At 43.6% G+C, this 16559-nt stretch carries 12 protein-coding genes; 8 read left to right on the top strand and 4 right to left on the bottom strand.

Annotated elements, in window-relative coordinates; all coding sequences use genetic code 11:
* Positions 1–117 precede the first annotated feature (117 nt).
* From ABYU67_RS01045 to ABYU67_RS01035, 3 genes are all read left to right on the top strand, one after another.
* Positions 118–1095: a zinc-binding dehydrogenase gene (locus ABYU67_RS01045; protein WP_372843137.1), complete on the top strand. Its 978-nt coding sequence runs from the start codon at positions 118–120 to the stop codon at positions 1093–1095.
* Positions 1096–1181: 86 nt separating this feature from the next.
* Complete coding sequence (locus ABYU67_RS01040; RefSeq protein ID WP_372843136.1) at positions 1182–2186, top strand: YhdH/YhfP family quinone oxidoreductase; 1005 nt, start codon at positions 1182–1184, stop codon at positions 2184–2186.
* Positions 2187–2378: 192 nt separating this feature from the next.
* Positions 2379–3227 (top strand): HNH endonuclease, encoded by an 849-nt coding sequence (locus ABYU67_RS01035; protein WP_372843134.1) that lies wholly within the window; start codon positions 2379–2381, stop codon positions 3225–3227.
* Positions 3228–3303: 76 nt separating this feature from the next.
* Here ABYU67_RS01035 and guaA read toward each other — a convergent pair whose 3' ends face one another.
* Positions 3304–4908, bottom strand: coding sequence for a glutamine-hydrolyzing GMP synthase (guaA, locus tag ABYU67_RS01030; RefSeq protein WP_372843132.1), 1605 nt, complete (start codon positions 4906–4908; stop codon positions 3304–3306).
* 257 nt (positions 4909–5165) lie between these two features.
* Here guaA and ABYU67_RS01025 point away from each other — a divergent pair, with 257 nt between their 5' ends.
* The 3 genes from ABYU67_RS01025 to ABYU67_RS01015 all read left to right on the top strand — a co-directional run bounded on the left by ABYU67_RS01025 (position 5166) and on the right by ABYU67_RS01015 (position 10564).
* On the top strand, positions 5166–6929 hold the full coding sequence (locus tag ABYU67_RS01025; protein WP_372843131.1) for an FAD-binding oxidoreductase: 1764 nt from the start codon (positions 5166–5168) through the stop codon (positions 6927–6929).
* A gap of 230 nt (positions 6930–7159) precedes the next feature.
* Positions 7160–8815, top strand: a complete 1656-nt coding sequence (locus ABYU67_RS01020) for a glycerol-3-phosphate dehydrogenase/oxidase (RefSeq protein WP_372843129.1) — start codon at positions 7160–7162, stop codon at positions 8813–8815.
* 180 nt (positions 8816–8995) lie between these two features.
* Positions 8996–10564, top strand: a complete 1569-nt coding sequence (locus tag ABYU67_RS01015) for an FGGY-family carbohydrate kinase (protein WP_372843128.1) — start codon at positions 8996–8998, stop codon at positions 10562–10564.
* Between the two features lie 128 nt (positions 10565–10692).
* Here ABYU67_RS01015 and ABYU67_RS01010 read toward each other — a convergent pair whose 3' ends face one another.
* Positions 10693–11877 (bottom strand): MalY/PatB family protein, encoded by a 1185-nt coding sequence (locus ABYU67_RS01010; RefSeq protein WP_372843127.1) that lies wholly within the window; start codon positions 11875–11877, stop codon positions 10693–10695.
* Positions 11878–12125: 248 nt separating this feature from the next.
* Between ABYU67_RS01010 and ABYU67_RS01005 the strand changes: the two genes are divergently transcribed.
* Positions 12126–12734, top strand: a complete 609-nt coding sequence (locus ABYU67_RS01005; protein WP_372843126.1) for a hypothetical protein — start codon at positions 12126–12128, stop codon at positions 12732–12734.
* Between the two features lie 509 nt (positions 12735–13243).
* On the opposite strand, the gene ABYU67_RS01000 is transcribed toward ABYU67_RS01005, so the two are convergent.
* Together ABYU67_RS01000 and ABYU67_RS00995 are read right to left on the bottom strand one after the other, a co-directional pair.
* Positions 13244–15031 (bottom strand): NACHT domain-containing NTPase, encoded by a 1788-nt coding sequence (locus ABYU67_RS01000; protein WP_201615116.1) that lies wholly within the window; start codon positions 15029–15031, stop codon positions 13244–13246.
* Between the two features lie 58 nt (positions 15032–15089).
* The gene (locus ABYU67_RS00995; RefSeq protein WP_372843124.1) at positions 15090–15917 is read right to left on the bottom strand and encodes a crotonase/enoyl-CoA hydratase family protein; all 828 of its coding nucleotides are present in this window, start codon (positions 15915–15917) and stop codon (positions 15090–15092) included.
* Positions 15918–16120: 203 nt separating this feature from the next.
* Between ABYU67_RS00995 and ABYU67_RS00990 the strand changes: the two genes are divergently transcribed.
* The coding region (locus ABYU67_RS00990) for a LysE family translocator (protein WP_372843123.1) at positions 16121–16559 on the top strand (439 nt) is incomplete at its 3' end.

Genomic DNA, 16559 nt, shown 5'->3' with positions numbered 1-16559 from the left:
ACAACTCAGTTCTAACAACTTAGCTTTACCAAATTGATATTGCGATAGACACATTCGGCTTGTTACTGTTGCTTGGTGTTTTCACTATTTACTCAACAATTAAAAAAAGGATTTATCATGCGTAGCGCAACTTATGATCATTTTGGCAAACCTACTGAAGTACTCAGCATCGGTGAGCGCCCTACTCCAGAGCCTAAAGCCAATGAGGTCCGCGTCAAAACGATACTTGCCTCTATTCATAATCACGACCTCCTGACCATTCGTGGCAAATATGGCTTTAAGCCCACGATGCCTGCCATCGGCGGTAGTGAAGCGGTCGGTATCATCGACGCTATCGGTAGTGAGGTTAAAAATCTGAAAGTCGGTCAGCGCGTGGCAGCAGCCAGTGTGCAAGCAACGTGGGCAGAGTATTTCGTCGCTGTAGAGGATATGGTATTCCCGATGCCGGACAGCTTGGACGATGAAATGGCAGCACAATTGATTGCTATGCCACTCAGCGCCTTGATGTTGCTTGAGTACTTAGCATTACAAACTGGTCAATGGGTTATCCAAAACGCTGCCAATGGCACAGTTGGTAAATCACTCGCTATGCTAGCGGCCGCGCGCGGTATCAACACCATCAACGTGGTACGCAGTAGCGATGCCGTAGCAGAGCTAGAAGCTATCGGGGTCAAAAATAATATCAATACTGCCGATAAGGACTGGAAAGAGCAGGTAAAAGCTATCATTGGCGATGAAAAAATCAGCGCAGCGGTTGATTCTGTCGGCGGTGAAGACAGTGGTGCCTTATTATCATTACTCGGTCATGGCGGGACATTTGCGGTATTTGGTGCAATGTCAGGTAAGCCAATGATGCTCAATCCGACGGATATGATTTTTAAGCAAGCGGTACTAAAAGGCTTTTGGGGCAGTAAACTTAGCCAAGAGATGAGCGTTGAGAATAAACAGCGTTTGGTTGATGAGCTGATTGATCGCGCCGTCAATGGTCAGTTGAAACTGCCAACGGAAGCGACGTTTGACTTGGCTGATATCTTAAAAGCGGTCGATGGAAAAATGCAGTCAGAAAAAAGCGGTAAGGTGCTGTTAAAGCCTTGAGGGTTATTTAATCTCTTAGTTTTTCGAACATTTTCTCTATTCATCAATGCCTATCTATATTAAAAAAGCCTATTAGGAATCTTCTTATGTCTGACCACACAACGTTTAAAGCCTTAGTCGTCGAAGAAACTAGCGACGGTGAATTCAAAAAAAGCATTCAACAGCGCAATATCAGTGACTTACCTGACAATGACTTGTTAATCGAAGTACATTACTCATCATTAAACTTTAAAGATGCGATGTCAGCATCGGGCAATAAAAGAATCACTAAGCAATACCCACATACGCCTGGTATCGATGCAGCAGGCGTGGTGGTCAGCGACAAGTCTGGCACTTTTAAAGCAGGGCAAGAAGTCGTGGTCTTTGGTTATGATTTGGGCATGGATACCGACGGCGGCTTAAGTCAAATGATCTCTATCCCAGCCGATTGGGCGGTCGAATGTCCATCGTCATTGACGCTAAAAGAAGCGATGATATATGGTACTGGCGGCTTAACGGCAGCATTAAGTATCCAAAAGCTTGAGAAAATGGGTGCAAAACCAAGTGACGGACCTGTCGCCGTCACTGGCGCAACGGGCGGCGTCGGTAGTATCAGTATCGCCATATTAAGTCAGCTCGGTTATGACGTCATCGCCTTCTCTGGCAAACCTGAGCAAAGTGACTATCTAAAAGAGCTCGGTGCAAATGAAGTCCGTCATCGCGATACCATCAATGAAATCGGCGATAAACCTGTCGGTCGCGAGCTGTGGACAAATGCCATTGATACCATCGGTGGTGATTATCTAGCAAACTTGCTTAAACAAACCAAAGCAGGCGGCGCGGTCACCTCTTGCGGCTTGGCGGGCGGTGCTAAGTTTTCGATGACGGTATTACCGTTTATCACCCGTGCGGTGTCCCTACTCGGTATCGATTCGGTCTATATTCCACTGGCGGATAAAAAGGCTATTTGGCAGCGTGTCGCCACTGATATGAAATTGCCTAATTTAGAGAATTACTGCGAAGAGATTACGCTTGAGCAAACACCCGAATACTTAGATCGCTTTATGGCGAGCAAGACGGTTGGTCGTTATGTGGTGAATGTGCGGGGTTAAAGCTTAGGTTTTTAACAGCTAAATTTTATAAGCAGTGGCGGTGCTCTTCACTTTGGAGAGCACCGCTATTTTTTTAAATCTTATAATAGACTTTTATAAACTCCAAAAATTGCGATTTAATGGAAGAGCCATAAAAATACTTATCAACTATAGTAAACTCTATTAGCTTAATAAAAAAATAAGGAAGCCATAGTGTTTGAAATAGGAAAAATATATAACCGTCGTTCTGATATACATGGTATATATAAAGGGCAACAATATGGTGGCATAGCAACGCCTGCCGAGCATCCATATATATTTATTTTTACCGGCGATGCTGGCGGCGAATATGGCTATATTGATGATTTTGACCCTAACGGCACCTTTAAATATACGGGTGAAGGCCAAGAAGGCGACATGAGAATGACCAAAGGTAATTTGGCAATTCATGACCATCAAAAAAACAATAAAGAAATTCTACTTTTCGAATCAACATCACGAGGCTTTGTACGGTTTTTAGGGTATTGTAATTACGTTTTTCATCATATTGAAGAACGGCCAGATAGAAATGGTGAGTTTCGTGACGCTATCGTTTTTCATCTAGATATAGTTAATACTAAAAATATTGATACAGCTCAAACTCTGTCCCCTAAAGTAGTTGAAGCCCCTAAAGCCGTTTATATCACTAAGCCTAGTAAAGGTAAGTCATTACAGCAATTACGAGAGATTGCCTTAAGTTCAACACCAGCCCACGCAAGCACTAAAGAAAAAATTCAATCTATTCAAAACCGTAGTACAGCCATTAAGCTATATGCCAAAAAAAGAGCTAATGGTATATGCGAGGGATGTAATGAGACCGCTCCATTTGAAACTAAATCTGGACCTTATCTCGAAGTCCATCATCTAACTAGGTTGGCAGATGGTGGTGCGGACTTACCTCAAAACATTATTGCGTTATGTCCTACCTGTCATCGAAAAGCTCACTACTCTTTAGACCATTTAGAATTTAATAATCAGTTAATAAACAAAGTTGCTGCTATCGAAGCAGACCTTAATGAGTGAAACACTTAACTTTAAACTAAAAAAACACCCAACCAAGTTGAGTGTTTTTTTATTTCAGCTAAAGACTAAGTAAAAATTATTCCCACTCAATCGTCGCAGGTGGCTTGCTCGACACATCATAAGTCACGCGTGAGACTTCAGCGATTTCATTCATAATTCGGTTCGATACCGTCTCAATCAAATCATACGGCAGATGGGCAAAGCGTGCCGTCATAAAGTCTACGGTTTCAACCGCACGTAGCGCAATCACCCACGCATAACGGCGACCATCACCGACTACGCCGACCGATTTGATCGGTTGGAATACTGCAAAGGCTTGCGCAGTCTTGTCATACCAACCTGAACGCTCAAGCTCTTCCATAAAGATAGCATCGGCAGAACGCAAGATATCAGCATACTCTTTGGTCACTTCGCCAAGGATTCGCACGCCCAAACCCGGTCCTGGGAACGGATGGCGGTTGATCATTTTGGCTGGTAGACCAAGGGTGATACCCAATTTACGCACTTCATCTTTAAACAAATCACGTAACGGCTCAACCAATTCAAACGCCAAATCATCTGGCAAACCGCCCACATTATGATGGCTCTTAATGACATGGGCTTTACCTTGATGCGACTTAGCTGATTCAATCACGTCAGGATAAATCGTCCCTTGCGCTAAGAATTCAATCGTCTTACCATCGCTTTGCTCACTGACTTCACGGGCACTGTTGGCAAAGACGTCGATAAAGGTTTTACCGATGATTTTACGCTTGGCTTCAGGGTCAGACTCGCCAGCCAATGCGGTTAAGAATAATTCTTCTGCATCGACACGGATGACTTTTACGCCCATGTTTTCTGCAAAAATTTGCATCACTTGGTCGCCTTCATGCAGACGCAAGAGACCCGTATCGACAAATACGCAGGTTAATTGGTCGCCAATGGCTTTATGCAACAATGCTGCGACGACTGAGCTGTCTACGCCGCCTGATAAACCGAGCAATACTTGCTTATCACCGATCTGCTTTTTCAGCTGCTCGATACGCATATCGATGATGTTATCAGGCGTCCAGCTACCGGCGCAGTCACAGATTTGATGAACAAAACGTCCTAGCAATGCTTGACCTTGAGCGGTATGCGTGACTTCAGGATGGAACTGTAGACCATAATACTGCTTGTCGTCATTGGCCATAATAGCAATCGGGCAACTTGGCGTGCTAGCAACGATATCAAAACCTTGCGGCGCATCGACCACTTTATCGCCATGACTCATCCAAACATTCAGCTTCGCTGCGGCGTCTTCGATACCGTCAGTTAGAGCCGATTTACCATTAACGTTAATGGTTGCGGCGCCAAATTCATGGATATCACTGGCATGGACCTTGCCACCGAAGCGCTCTGCCATCGCTTGCATACCGTAGCAGATACCAAGCACGGGTACGCCTAAGTCAAATACAGCATCATTGATACGTGGGCTGTTTTCCGCATGTACGCTCTCAGGACCACCCGATAAAATGACGCCTTTTGCGCCAAAATCGATGATACGCTGAGTGTCGATATCATAAGGGAACATCTCACAGAATACGCCTGAGTCACGTACACGGCGGGCGATAAGCTGGCTGTACTGTGAGCCAAAATCGAGGATTAAAATACGATCTTGCTTGATAGTAGGTATTGCAGGGGTGGCGGCGTCAGTGGTCATAAACAAAGTGTCCATCAATAAATAAATTGGTACGCTATTTTAACAAGTTTCGCTAATGTAATGGCGGTTAGATATGCGTTTATTAGTGACTATTTTTAATTTATCCCACTAATGTTCAGTATATTTCAAATAATCAGAGAGTTTGTGATATGCTAATTCGACAAATAAAAATACCCTCGTTACCTGATTATGGATCCATAGATAGCCACAGTAGCGACCCTCAAACCGTTATGATAAATCGATAGGTTAACTTTACTATGAGCAATATTAAATCCTTGGTACGCAAAACGTTTAAAACTGTCTCTACCTCCGCGATATCTCCTATTGATAATAGCCGTTTAGAGTCGCTATCAAAAATCGATACAGTCATCAAGACAGCCGTTACGACATCTGCCAACACACCTATAGAACAGACACGTTGGAATGGCTGGGGCAATGTTAGTATCAATAAAAAAGTCTCACCGCACGGCGCAAAATTGATCAAATCGCATATCGGAAAAACCAAAAAACTCTCCTCCGTTAGCTTGCAACAGGTACTCAAAACCGTCCCAACGTCGCGCCTGCCTGTTGCCATGACTGAGCTTGAAATGGTCTCTATCGATAAGGAAGTTCGACTCAGACACGCCCGTGGTCAGAGCTTTCCTGACTGGATAGCGATGCACGGCGGCGATTTTGAAGTATTCCCAGATGGCGTGGCGCATCCGCAATCTACCGCTGATGTCGAAACTTTATTAAAGCTAGCAAGTGAGCACGACCTTATTGTTATCCCATTTGGCGGTGGTACCTCAGTCGCTGGTCATATCAATCCGCAAAAGGGTTCACGTCCCGTATTGACCATCGCTATGAGCAAGATGGATCAGTTGATTGATTTAGATACTGAGAGTCAGATTGCTACCTTTGGCGCTGGTACTCAAGGACCCGCAGTTGAAGCGCAATTGGACGCACACGGCTACCGCTTAGGGCATTATCCGCAGTCATGGGAGCTATCAACGCTTGGTGGCTGGATTGCCGCGCGCTCTAGTGGTCAGCAGTCGCTCGGCTACGGGCGTATCGAGCAGATGTTCGCTGGTGGTACCTTGGTGACGCCGCAAGGGGTGCTCAACATTGCCGATATTCCAGCGTCAGCAGCAGGACCTGATCTACGTGAGATGATGATGGGTAGCGAAGGTCGCGCCGGTATTTTTACGACAGTCAAAATGCGCGTGCAACCGCAGCCAGAGGAAGAGTTATTTAAGGTCGCATTTCTGCCTAATTGGGAAGCAGGTAAAGCGGTGCTCAGACAAGCAGTACAAAGCAATATTCGTCTGTCTATGTTACGTTTAAGCAATGCCGTTGAGACCGATGCGCACTTACATTTAGGCACCTCACCAAGCCAGTTTTTAGCCATTAGCACTTATCTAAAAGCCCGCGGGCTAGACTCTCAAAAAGTCATGCTTACTTACGGGGTATCAGGTGATAAAGCACAGAACAAATTGGCGCTGACACAGTTTAATAAGCTATTAAAACAGCACGGCAGTGTCACTGGCAAAATAACCGATATCATGGGTAGCGTATGGGCGCATGGACGCTTTAAGTTCCCTTATTTGCGCGGCACCTTATGGGACAAAGGCATCATGGTCGATACCTTTGAGACCGCAACCAACTGGAATCATATCGACGAGCAGATGCAGCAGATGCAAGAAGCGGTGCAAAACGCTTTGGTAGATGACAATGAGGCCGTCATGGCATTTACCCATATCTCACACGTTTATAAGCAAGGTGCCAGCCTTTATACCACTTACTTTTTTAAAGCGGGAAAAGACCACGCCATAACCTTAAAGCGCTGGCAAAAAATCAAACATGCTGCCAGCTCAAGTCTGTCCAATGGTACAGCGACGATATCGCATCAGCATGGCGTCGGCCGTGACCATGCCCCCTACCTTGCCGCTGAAAAAGGTAAGCTTGGTATTCAGGTCACCCGCGATATGCTCAAAAGCTTGGACCCTGAACAGCGTATGAATCCGGGTGTTTTGATCGAATAATAACTTTACTCAAAAACCTTGTTTCTAGTTAGTTTGGTTTAAGAGCGTTACAGCGCGGCTGGCATTGATTTTTCGCAGCCTCTGTCGGCGTAGGCACAGCACGCAAGGAAAATTAATACCAGTCGCGCATTATAATATAGTGTATTTATTTTATTTAGTAACGACTATGAATTAGATTATTTGGATAACATACATAGTTGAAATTAAATAACAATTAAAATGAGTCGTCTATGAACCGAGCCAATCAACATCAGCAACGTCAGCAAGCATTAGCGCCACTATCTCGTTCTGAGCCATGGGATATGCTCATCATCGGTGGCGGGATCACTGGTGCTGGTATTGCTCGCGAAGCCGCAAGGCGCGGCTTAGCAGTACTACTTATTGAGCAAAAGGACTTCGCTTGGGGCACCTCCAGCCGCTCAAGCAAAATGGTACATGGCGGGCTACGCTACATAGCCTCGGGCGATTTTAAGACGACACTGCATAGCGTCCGCGAGCGAGAACGTATGCTCAATGAAGCAAGTGGTCTTGTCAACGAGATGCACTATGTCATGCCCCATTACAAAGGCAAATTTCCGCCGCCATGGATATTTAATAACCTTCTTAGGGTCTATGATAAGCTCGCGGGTAAGCACTATTTTAAATACGTTAAAAAAGATGCTTTTCTTAGCCTAAACCCTCATATTAAACAAGATAAGTTTTTGGGTGCCAGTCAGTTTAGTGATGCCGTGACCGACGATTCACGGCTCGTAATGCGGGTATTGGACGAAGCCATTCATGATGGGGCACACGCAATTAACTATCTTAAAGCCGAATCCCTCATAACCAATGAGCAAGGTTTGGTGGTGGGTGCTACTCTAAAAGACACGTCTACTGAAGACAGTGGTGATACTTACGACGTTCAGGCCAAAGTCGTGGTCAGTGCCACGGGCGCTTGGGCGGATACGTTACGGATGCAAGCCAGTAAGCAAACCGAACAGAGCTTTCATAAGCAGATCCGTCCATCGCGTGGCAGTCATTTGGTGGTCAGTCAAGAGCGCCTACCGCTCAATCAAGCCTATACCTTTTTACATCCTGTTGATAAAAGAGCCATTTTTGTCTTTCCGTGGGAGAATCGCACCGTCCTTGGTACCACTGACTTGGACCACCCACCCTTAGATGATACAGAGGTCGGCATTACCAATGTCGAGGTAGATTATCTGTTGACCGCGACCAATGATCTGTTTGATGATGTAGATATTAGCCGCAAGGATGTCATCAGCTCATGGGCAGGCGTGCGCCCACTGATCTCTGATGGCAATGATGGTAAGCGCGTCAGCCCCAGTAAGGAAAAACGTGATCATAGCGTCTGGCTAGATAATAATCTGGTTACGGTCAGCGGTGGCAAATTAACCACCTTTCGCCTCATCGCCCTTGATGTGCTAAAGGTTTGTCAAAAGTTGCTTGAGCTCGATGTATCAGCTACTCAAGATAATGGGGCATATAGTAGCCAAGTTTTTAGCAACCAAACTTCAACCAACCCTAAATTTATTGCCTTGCCGCTACCATTACAAAAGCGCTTAAAGGGTTTTTATGGGTTACAGCTCGATACTTTGCTAGAGCTGGCCCATGAGAACGACTTGGCTTATGTGCCCGATAGCAATACCATTTGGGCGGAGGTTCGCTTTGCTGCTCGCTATGAGCAAGTCATTCATTTGGATGATTTATTATTGCGCCGTACGCGCCTAGGTCTGATATTGCCCGATGGCGCGATGAGACCGCTGATCAGTCAGCGCATCAAGAAAATATGTCAGCAGGAGCTGGGCTGGAGTGAGCAAAAATGGCAGCAAGAGGCTGACCGCTATCAAGCCTTATGGCAGCGCTACTATCATCTGCCTGCAGCTTAGCGCTTTTTTATATCCTAATTTATCTATACTAAACTCATTGTTAAAAAGATATGGCGGAACTTGGATAGATTTTTCTTACTTGCTGTGCCTACGCCGACAGAGGCTCAAAAAATTTATCCAAGTTCCGCTTGATACTCTAAGTTAGCTTCAACCTATATTCCCACATAGTTAAGGATGACTATGACCGACAACTTTGATATCCCTATTTATTTCTTGGCCATTGATAATGGCACGCAAAGCGTCAGAGCGCTTATCTTTGATCAATTTGGGACTGAAATCGCCAAAGCTCGCGTTACTATCGAGCCGTATTTTTCTACGCAGCCGAGTTTTGCTGAGCAACATGCCGACTATTATTGGCAAAAATTAAGCGAGGCTTGTCAGCAGCTGTGGCAAACCTGCAATATCACGCCAGCGCAAATTGCCGGTGTCAGTCTCGCCACCCAGCGCTATACCATGATATGTTTGGACAAGGATAAACAACCGCTACATCCAGCCATTGTATGGATGGATTTACGTCGCGGCGAGAGCAATGACATAGGCTTTTTAGGTCCACTGACCAAGGTCATCGGTATGGGTGAGCTGGTAAACGAAGCGCAGCAAAAAGCCCGCTGTAACTGGCTTGCCCATCATGAGCCAGCAATATGGGCAAAAACTGCTCATTATGTCAATTTGTCCGCCTATCTCACCTACCAGCTGACAGGCGAGCTTATCGACTCCGCCGGTCATGCTTTAGGCTACCTGCCATATGATTACAAAGCGCAAGCTTGGTTTAAGCCAAACAACCTTAAATGGCGACTGTTTAGTTGCCGACCTGAGCAGCTGCCTAAACTCATTGCGCCGGGGCAGCTACTTGGTCATATCAGCGCTCAAGCTGCTGCCGCTACCGGTATTTTAACAGGGACGCCAATGATCGCCGCTGCCAGTGATAAAGCATGTGAAGCCTTGGGCTCTGCGGGTCTTGCAGCAGACACCGCCTGCTTAAGCTTTGGCACTACTGCGACTATTAATACTACCTCGAGCAATTATGTCGAGATACTCAAGCACATGCCCGCCTATACCGCCGCCGCGCCAAATTACTACAATCATGAATATATGATTTATCGTGGCTTTTGGATGGTCAGCTGGTTTAAGGAGCAATTTGCTCAGTATGAAGAGCAGCTGGCAAAAACTCAGGGGATGGATACCGAAAAACTCCTCGACAAGGCAGTCAAAGACATCCCAGCGGGCTGTATGGGTTTGATGATGCAGCCATATTGGTCGCCCGGTGTTCGTCATCCGGGCCTTGAAGGCAAAGGTGCGCTTATTGGTTTTGGCGATGTACATACGCGAGCGCATGTCTACCGCGCGATTTTGGAAGGGCTGGCTTATGAGCTAAAGCTTGGCTTCGATACCATTGAAAAACGCACCAGTAAAACCATTAAACACTTGCGTGTGTCTGGTGGCGGCTCACAAAGTGACTCAGCGATGCAGCTGACCGCCGATATTTTTGGTATGCCCGCTTATCGACCGCATACTTATGAAGCTTCCGGCTTAGGCGCTGCCATCAACTGTGCGGTGGGGCTCGGCGTTTATCCTGACCATGCTGCGGCAAGTGAAGCGATGACCCATTTGGGTGATGAGTTTGTGCCCATTGACGCCAATGTTCAGCTCTATAAACGTCTTTATAATGAGGTTTATCTCAAGATGTATGAGCGTTTAAAACCTTTATATCAAAGTATTCAAGATATTACGGGTTATCCTGCTAAATGATATAGCCCGCTTAATATAAAACAGGTACGTTACAAATAGCGTCATTATGGGATAAATTTTCCTTGCTTGCTGTGTGCTTCGTACTCCAGAGGCTGCGAAAAATTTATCCTAGCAGCACTGTATTCTTTTTAAATTGAATCGACTGTATTAAAACCATCTCCATTTAAGGCAATGCACATACGATTTAACCCCTCTATCAGCAGCGCTTTAGGACACGCTACATTTAGGCGCATTTTAAGATGTCCTTCATTACCATATTTAATCCCTGCGCTCAGCTCAACCTTAGTGGCTCGCAATTTGTCATAAAGCATTTGATTGTCCTCAGCATATGCCGAACAATCTAGCCAAATCAAATACGAAGCTTCTGGGCGCATCACCTTAATGTTAGGTAAATGCTCTGCTAAAAGCTGTAGCGTTAAATCAATATTGGCTTCGATATAAGTCAGTGCCTGCGCCAACCACTCACCCCCTTGCTCATAAGCACTACGCATCGCCGTATAAGCAAATAAGTTCAGCTCATGCTCGTCACTTAAGCGCTGCTGCTGGTTAATCTTACTCAGTAATGCGCTGTCTTTAGCAAATATCATCGAGCCTTTGATACCAGCAATATTAAAGGTTTTGGTCATTGAGGTCAGGCTGACGACTTTGTGCTCATAGCCTGTTGCTAAGGTTAAAAAAGGCGTAAATGTATGCCCACTCAAAGTTAGGTCTTGATGAATCTCATCACTGACAATGGCCACATCGTGCTTTTTGCAAATGAAAAGTAGCGCTTCAAGTTCATCCGCCGTCCATACGCGTCCGCCCGGATTATGCGGATTACAGAGCAAATAAAGCTTTACTTTATGCTCAATAATTTTGGCTTCGATATCTTCTAAATCTAGAATATACTTCCCTTCAACTTCTTTTAATGCAGAAGTCACCAGCTTACGATCATTGTCCAAAACCTTGCTCATAAAAGGCGTATAGATAGGATCATTGATGAGTACCGTATCCCCTATCTCGGTAAACACTTTCATCATCAGCACCAAACTTGGCACGACACCCGGAGAAAACAGGATATCCTGCTGATTTAGCCACAAGTCATAACGACTGCCATGCCAGTCGATAATCGCATGATACAACGGCTCGGTCGGCACGGTGTAACCCAATATACCATGCTGCGTGACTTGGTCAATCGCATTTAGGATAGGCTGGGCGGTCTTAAAGTCCATATCCGCGACCCATAATGGAATCGTGTCATCGCTATAATGCCATTTGAACGACCCTGTATTTCGTCTATCTATTATTTCATCAAAGTTGTATTGCAACAGCATTCTCCTTTACGATTGCTTTATATTATAACTATGCATTCATCTCATTCGTCGGCTTAAATGATATTTAAAGATATAACAACAGCATTATTTGAATAATGGTTGAAAATTAGTGTTACATTCATATTGCGGACTCTACATATAACCAGACTATTTATGCCAGAGTGCGCTGCTATTGCAAGGATTGTGATCTATCAGTATGTATCCAAACCTACTATAAGCCAGATGGCTTACCTAAAAGGATTTAACAGATGAAAATGGACCCTCTATCAAACTTAGCACTCAAAATGTGCACCCTTACTATAGCGGTCGCTGCCACTGCTTCATGTGCGGCTATGGCAACAGGAACTGACCATCAAATTACAAATACAACTAATAGTACCGCCATCACTCTTGGAAACGCTGCCATGACTAGTGGCACTAATGATACCGTTGCCATCGGTAATATGGCCAATGCAGGACTTAATTCAGCAACTGCCGTTGGCGGTCAAGCCAACGCTGCTGGGCTAGGCTCAACCTCTATCGGTTGGCAGTCAAAAGCCACTGCCGAGCGCGCGCAAGCTTTTGGTCATCTCGCTAATGCAAGCGGCGTGCGTGCTACCGCTGTTGGTGAAGCGGCTGCCGCACAAGGTGCAAACTCGGTAGCGTTAGGCAATAAATCTATGGCTGGCGGCATGAATAGCATCGCTATCGGTAACGGAGCAATGGCGGTGAAAAATAACCAAGTCGTCTTAGGCAATGCTGGACAAGTACAGTCCAGTACTGCATCCCAGTCAGGTACGGTCAGAATCGTCACTATCGATGACAACGGCACGTTAGGTACGATGATGGTTGACTACTATAAAAAATCAGCTAAATAATAGTAGTCAATCAGAGCCAAGCTGCTAACATTTACTTAGCTATAACCGGTCATACTCGATAAGATAACGAAACCTCGCGATTGCGGGGTTTTTGCTATTTGAGGTTACCGTATTAGCTTTAGTAGTTTGGTGTGGGGCTTTAGATAGTTTCGAAGCTGGGGATTAAAAGGCAAAATCTTTGCAGTAATAAGGGGAGCCAATCCTGCCATCCGTTATTATCTGCTTATCTAGGCGTGAGGATGGATCAAGCGAAGTACTGCTTCGCCCTGACGCAAGAGAAAATCTATGATTTTCTGTGGCTACGGTTTGGGTCATTCCTGTTTGGTCACGATACTGCCCCAAAACCTAGCCTTTGCAACATGCCTATTGAGGTAAAATAGCCTTAAGAAACCCTCATTTAAGAAGGTTTCTCTTGCAAGCCTAAAATTGCAGTGAAATTTTTTTACGGCTCTCATGTCAGGGCTAAAACTTGTCTTCGCAAAACTTCTACAGAACAACTAAGGTTATATTTAATCAAAAATAAAATTTTCAATATCATCTAGAGAGTTGTTTCTATTAGTCAGAATTAAGTTCTTAATATATTCAATTAACTCAAAACTCCACTCTCCATAACGTGAGCTACCCATACGACAGACTAAATTTTTCTCAAAATCGTTCAACTCTTCAAGTATTATAGTTTGCTTATCGTTTAAAACTAACTCAAAAAAATCTGTTTCTTCATAAGTAAAATCATGAGAGTGATATTTGTTATTCAAATAAATAATTTGACTATGACAATCATATTTTTTGATTAAATAGTAGAGAAAATTAGAATTTTCATTGTGTGTGAAGCCTATTTCCCTTTCTCCTCTCTCTTTGATCTCTTCAATTCGATTAAAGAACACTGATATCAACGTTATTTTGCGATTTATAGTTGAATTATCTACTGGTTTTAAATCTAGAATTTTACTTATTTTTGGAAGTATCCATTTGTCCTCTACTACTTCCTTGTTCATAGAAAATGCCATATCAACAACATTATCTGAATAATATCGTCCACATACACGTTCAAAAACTTGTTCTTTAACTGCATGATTTACTATGTAATATGCAGTAAAATATTCTTGAAATGAACGATGAGTAAAGCAATAATTTAAGCCATCTCTCATTAATAAAGGTACATTATTTAATAGCTCTAACTTTAGATCCTTGTCTATAACCTCAGATTTTGAATGTACTAAGCATTTTTTCAAAAATGTGTGGATTTCATCTTCTGTCATCTCGAACATCTGTTTACTGTATGTAAATAAACTAAACAGAGCAAATATATCTCTTAACTCGTACATATCCAGATTGGTTGAACTTTTTCTTAGAAAACCCTGCTTCGAGACGTCATGCTTATTAAATAGTGCGTGATAAGCAAGATCATAAAATATATAGACTCTGTCAGGTATATCGCCAAACTGCTCATATGTCACTAACATAATTGTGAGTAGCAAAGGATTACTAGAAAAACTTTCATGCTTACTAAAAAGTGTAGTCTCTAATGCTAGTATGAACCTCGCTCTTACCTCGCTATCGTAATCTAATTTCTTTATTACATCTACTGCTTGAGATAAAATCAGAGGTTGAATACGAGCGACGTTATACAGCGACCAATCAGAGAATAAATTGTATTCTGGTCTTGACGAAACCACGATAATAAGGTTTGGATATTTATCTGCTAGACTATTAATTTCTTTAGTGAACCTGTCTTTTAAATCATGGTTTACTTCATCAAAACCATCTAAGAAAACTATCGTTCCCTCTCTATCAAGTAAGTAATTTAAATTGACTTTATCAAATTTTTCGTTGTATATCGCTATATCAGTCCTAAGTGTTTCGAAAATAGAATCATTAGTCTCATTCACTTTTCTAAGTTCTAGAAATAGAGGTAGTAGATCACTTCTGTCTTTTATTACACTTATAAACATACTCTTTAAAAGACAGGACTTTCCTGAACCTGCTGTGGCACTAACTACCATTTTCTTATGTTGTAAAAGTGATTCAAAGAAACTTTCCTGTGAGTACAACTTATTGCCTAATGAAATATATTGTGCAACATAAATATCATTAAGCTCAACAACTTGCGAAGAGAAAAATGCCATTTTCACTTTAGAGAGATTGACCAACTTAGCTTTTAAGTAGTCACTCAAAGCAAAGTTGTATTTGGTAGCAAACTTTTGATAGTCTTTACCAAAAAAATTAGTAACAAACTGACCGACTTCTACTACAACATCTCTAATCTCTTTGACGCTTCCTGTAGTTTCTATACCCATAATAATCAACTTATCCAATTTTAGTTTTATTACCAAAAGCTGGCTATATTTTACCTTACTAACGCCCCTTAAACTCAGCTGCCCTTCTCTCAACCATCGCCATCGCGCCCTCTTTCGCATCTTCTGAATGAAACAAGTGCGGCAGATAGCCATGAATATTGGCAAGTGCTGCTTTTGCACCATTACGACTGGCATCTTGTGCTGAAGATAGTAATCCTTGTACGCCAAGCGGTGCAGCGTTGCAAATCTCTTTAGCGATAGTTAGTGCGCGCTCATATTCTTGTCCATTTTTGACCACTTCACTCACGAGATTTAGCCTATCAGCCATTTGTGCATCAAAGTTTTTACCCGTTAATAGATACGGCATGGCTTTTTGCCAACCAGCTGCCGCGACGAAACGTACCGTTGCGCCACCAAACGGCATGATGCCGCGCTGGACTTCCATTTGTGCAAAGTTGCAGTTATCACTTGCTATAACAACATCACTATTTAACATCAGCTCAATCCCAGCGGTGAAACACGTGCCTTGTACCGCGACGACGACTGGTTTAGTGCGCAGTTTGCCACCGATTCCCCATGGGTCGATCTCATCGTCATTGAATTCAAACGCGCCTTTATCCCATTTATCTTGTAGCTCCATCAAATCAAGCCCTGCGGTAAAATGCTCACCGTGAGCGAATATTAACGCGCAGCGTAGATTGGCGTCATTTTCGTATTGAGTGAGAGCGTCAGAGAGCTGCTTAATCATATGGCTATCAAAGGCATTGCGTTTATCGGCGCGATTGAGTCCAATCAGACAGATGTAATCTTGGACGTCATAGGTAATACGAGTGTCATTGCCAATGTTATTTCCAGCATTATTGCTATTGTGGCTTTCCTTAGTCATGGTCTTATCCTTTTTAAAGCATTCATTTATAGAGTACAAATTACACTAAATTGATATTACTACAGCCTATAGACCTTTCTTTCAATATAGACATACGTTCGGTGCAACGCAAGCATCATATCAGTGGCGATATCAATATCAGTTGACCTCATTTACGATAAGTGCAACTATTATCCAACTCAAGACATGACTCAGAGCATTTTATGGAATTTTGGCACGGTTTTTTGCTTATCACCAGCGTCCATCTACTCGCTGCCGCCTCCCCTGGTCCTGATTTTGTTTTGGTTTCGCAGCAAACCTTGGCAAAAGGTCGGCGCACGGGTTTGATTTGTAGCCTTGGTATTACCTTGGGTCTTGCCGTACACATTATCTATTCGGTACTTGGACTGGCAACGGTCATTGCCCATTCGCAGCCACTACTCACTGCTATTAAATGGCTGGGCGGTAGCTATCTTATTTATCTAGGCTGGCAAGGTATTCAAGCCAAAGCTAAAAAGCCAGTAAATTTAGCCTTTTCCGCAGAACCAACAGATTTAGGTGCGCACATTTCACCAAGTGCTCTTGCTAAGCAAATGACGCTTAGCACTCACACAGAGCTTTTTGATAAAGCTATTTCTACCAAAAAACCGCCTACTGATACAG

The sequence above is a fragment of the Psychrobacter sp. genome, from assembly GCF_041554015.1.
Lineage (GTDB): Bacteria > Pseudomonadota > Gammaproteobacteria > Pseudomonadales > Moraxellaceae > Psychrobacter.
The sequence above is the reverse complement of the archived record's forward strand: the minus strand, read 5'-3'. Positions and strand labels throughout refer to the sequence as shown.